The sequence below is a fragment of the Schnuerera sp. genome (assembly GCF_035459645.1).
Taxonomy (GTDB): domain Bacteria; phylum Bacillota; class Clostridia; order Tissierellales; family Tepidimicrobiaceae; genus Schnuerera.
This window is the reverse complement of the sequence record NZ_DATHXO010000452.1, coordinates 1-3,754: the sequence shown is the minus strand read 5'-3', so window position 1 is coordinate 3,754 and position 3,754 is coordinate 1. Positions and strand designations below refer to the sequence as shown.

The 3,754-nt window shown below is 32.3% G+C and carries 4 protein-coding genes, 1 tRNA gene and 1 riboswitch; of the genes, 2 read left to right on the top strand and 3 right to left on the bottom strand.

From position 1 onward, the window contains the following. From VK998_RS10630 to VK998_RS10620, 3 genes are all read right to left on the bottom strand, one after another. A partial coding sequence (locus VK998_RS10630) for a sigma-70 family RNA polymerase sigma factor (protein ID WP_325228102.1) occupies positions 1 to 509 on the bottom strand: 509 nt, incomplete at its 3' end. 172 nt (positions 510 to 681) lie between these two features. After that, entirely contained in the window at positions 682 to 1,878 is a 1,197-nt protein-coding gene (metK, locus tag VK998_RS10625; protein ID WP_325228100.1) for a methionine adenosyltransferase, read from the bottom strand. An 87-nt stretch (positions 1,879 to 1,965) separates the two neighbouring features. After that, positions 1,966 to 2,069: riboswitch (SAM riboswitch) on the bottom strand. Between the two features lie 71 nt (positions 2,070 to 2,140). Next, positions 2,141 to 2,608: a COG2426 family protein gene (locus VK998_RS10620; protein WP_325228099.1), complete on the bottom strand. Its 468-nt coding sequence runs from the start codon at positions 2,606 to 2,608 to the stop codon at positions 2,141 to 2,143. A 280-nt stretch (positions 2,609 to 2,888) separates the two neighbouring features. Between VK998_RS10620 and VK998_RS10615 the strand changes: the two genes are divergently transcribed. Together VK998_RS10615 and VK998_RS10610 are read left to right on the top strand one after the other, a co-directional pair. Then, positions 2,889 to 2,965, top strand: a tRNA-Pro gene (locus VK998_RS10615). Between the two features lie 246 nt (positions 2,966 to 3,211). Next, positions 3,212 to 3,754: hypothetical protein (locus tag VK998_RS10610; protein ID WP_325228098.1), on the top strand; the 543-nt coding region annotated here is incomplete at its 3' end.

Sequence of the window (3,754 nt, the reverse complement as noted above, 5' to 3'; positions counted from 1 at the left end):
GTATTGACTACCGTCCTATACGAAACCCCTAATTTATCTGCAATTTCACCTATGGATAATTGGTTTATATAATAATCTAGTACTACCTGTTTCTGTCTTTTTGTAAGATAATTTAAGCTTTTTATTAATAAATCTATTTCTTCCTTATTTATAGCCATGTCAATTGGGTCTTCTTCATCTCCTTCTAATAAATCTATGATTTCTCCTTCTTCTAAAGGCTTATTTAACGAAAGATGTTGCTTTTCCCTATGTTTTTCCAGATAGCAATATTTCAACATAGATTTAACATATCCTAAAAACTTAACTCCCCTATCTGGATCATAATTTTCAATAGCTATAAGAATGGTTTCATAACCTTCTTGAATTAGATCGTCGTATTGATCTATTCTATTGTAATATCTTCTAATAGAGCTTATTATTAAAGGATTAAGTTTTAATAGTAAAGTTTGTTTTGCTTCTTTATCACCTTTTCTGCTCAATAATAACAAGTTTTCTATTTCTTTATACATATTTCTTCCTCCAAATAGAGGAAGGCGCCTTCCATATTTCCTAGGTAAGTTAATATTAGCTTGAAAGTAAAAAAATGAAAATTTCAGACTAAGGTCAATTCACAATAAAAAAATAAGAGTAAAGGATCGATTCTTCCTTCACTCTTATTAATACTTATGATTATGAAAAAGTCTAATGCTGACTAGATTTTAATCCTTCCTTTTTCAATATTTCTGCTTTATCCGTTTTCTCCCATGGTAGGTCTAAATCCTTTCTACCAAAATGACCATAGGCTGCTAAATTCCTATAGATAGGTCTTTTAAGGTCTAAATTTCTTATGATGGCTGCTGGTCTTAGGTCGAAATTTTTTTCTACTAATTTTTCTATTTCTTTATCGGAAATTTTCCCAGTTCCAAAGGTTTCTACGTAGATGGATAGAGGTCTTGCTACTCCTATGGCATAGGCTAGTCCTATTTCACATTTATCTGCTAATTCTGCTGCTACAATATTTTTAGCTACATATCTAGCTGCATAGCTGGCTGAACGATCTACCTTTGTAGGGTCTTTTCCTGAAAATGCTCCTCCTCCATGTCTTCCATAGCCACCATAGGTGTCTACGATTATTTTTCTTCCAGTAAGACCTGCGTCCCCCATAGGCCCACCTACAACAAATCTTCCTGTTGGATTAACATAGTATTTAGTATCACCATCTAGCATATTATGAGGAACTATTTCCATAATTACATTTTCCATAATATCTTTTTTTATAATATCCAGATCTACATCAGAACTATGCTGGGTTGATACTACTATACTTTCTATTCTGATAGGTTTATTGTCCTGATATTCTACAGTAACTTGAGTTTTTCCATCTGGTCTTAAATATTCCAATGTCCCGTTTTTTCTAATATCTGCTAATCTTTTTGCTAGTTTATGGGCTAGAGAAATTGGTAAAGGCATTAATTCTTCAGTTTCATTACAAGCATAACCAAACATCATACCCTGGTCTCCTGCTCCTATCTGGTCTAATTCGTCCTCTCCGTTAGACCTATGTTCCAATGCTTTATCCACCCCTTGCGCTATATCTGGAGATTGTTCATTTATAGATGTGAGTACTCCACATGTAGCTGCATCAAAACCATATTTGGCACGAGTATATCCTATTTCTTCTACAGTATGTCTAACAACTTTAGGTATATCCACATAGCAATCCGTTGTAATTTCTCCTGTTACAAGAACCAGCCCTGTTGTTACTGTAGTTTCACAAGCTACTCTTGCTTCTGGATCCTGAGCTAATATTTCATCTAAAATAGCATCAGAAATAGCATCACATACTTTATCTGGATGACCTTCTGTTACGGATTCAGAAGTGAATAACCATTTTTTCATAAAAAAGACCTCCTTAATTTATATAAAATCTATTTTTCCTTCAAACTAAAAAGACCTCTTCCAAAAGGAAAAGGTAGCTTAAAAGTAACCTCATCTTTCAGAACCCAAATTCTGTGGGATTTAGCACCTTTACATAAATACAGGTTGCCGGGTTTCATCGGGCCCATTCCCTCCACCACTCTTGATAAGGTATCAAGATTTCTATTTAATTATAATACATATTTTAACATAATAATTAGTGTAAGTCAAACTTTTACATTTACTATCCAAAAATTTGATAGCTTATAGTAGATACTATTAATCCAGCTGTTAATACTCCAGAAAGAATTACAATTAATGCGTTTTTATAATCCAGTTTAAGCAAAGTTGCTGCTATACATCCAGTCCAAGCCCCTGTAGTGGGTATTGGAATAGCTACTAAAATAAATAATCCTAATAAACTATATTTTTTTATAGTAGCCCTAGTCCTTTTTAATGTTCTTCTTTTAACCCATCCAATAAATTTAGAAAAAAAATAAGTTTTTTCCATAAATATCATAACTGGGTTTAATGTTTTTAATAGAACTGGAACGATGGCCATATTACCTATAATACTTATAATGGTACTATGAATTGGGCTTAATCCTAAAGAAATTCCAAGAGGAATAGCCCCTCTAAGTTCAGATATAGGCATAGCAGCCATTAGTAAAACTAATATTTCCCTTTTTAATTCTTCAATTACTTCAAACATAACCACGACTCCTTTTGATAAAGTTAAAAGATGATGAACCTACATATTATATTCTATGGATTATATGAAAATCCTTCAACAACTTTCTTATTATAGATATAAAATTCCTATATTTAATAAATTACAGATTGATGTTGTTCTGTATAAAATTCTACAATATAGTGAGAATAAATTAGATATTGCTAGATATTTAATAATAATTCCTTATAAATGCTATTTTTGGCCTGTTTCTATCTCTTGCATTTAAGATACATTTCCCTTATACTATAATAGTGGTCAGCGGGGTGTAGCGCAGTTTGGTAGCGCACGTGGTTTGGGACCATGGGGCCGGGGGTTCGAATCCTCTCACCCCGACCATATATTTAAAAGAAGGATTGAAATTTCAATCCTTCTTTTTTTATTGCCCAAATATACTTGTTAGCCCTTTGTAATACAATTGTAACCATATTGATATATTTAAAGTGTATAATGTTATTATGCAAACCAGTGAAATTTGAATTTATTGTTGAAAGGGGGGCCTTGGGGGTCAAAAGGTAATGTATTAATTTGTAAAAAATAAAGAAGACGTTTACTCATATGTTTAATCAAGGAGAGGTGATTTTATTGAAGAATTCAATTAAAAAAATATTTATATTATTACTTATTGTAACTGCCCTTATTACTTCAACAGCCCCATCCTTAACTGTTGATGCAGTTAATATGCCCTATGTAATTTATGAAACTAAGAATTCAGAGTATCTTGGATCTGGGATTTTATATGAGAATATAAAGAAGTTCACTACTGATGGTTGGTGGCATATCAATGTGGTTAGAGTTGATTTAACTGATGAATATGCTGAAATAGGCGGATTATTTAACAATGAAGGACTGTCCAAAAGAGATAGCGTAAGTAATATGGTAAAGGAGAAAAAAGCTGTAGCAGGAATTAATGGAGACTTTTTTGAAAACAATTCATTCTCCTATTCCATGGGAACTTTTATTGAAAAAGGAGAAATGTTATCATCTCCTATAGAAAGAGCCTATGCTCTTCCTACATTTTATCTAGATGCAGAAAACAATCCAGATATCACATTTTTTGATAGGACTATGACTATTACTTCCTTAAACTCTGAAAAAACTGTGCCTGTAAGTTTAATTAATAAAGCA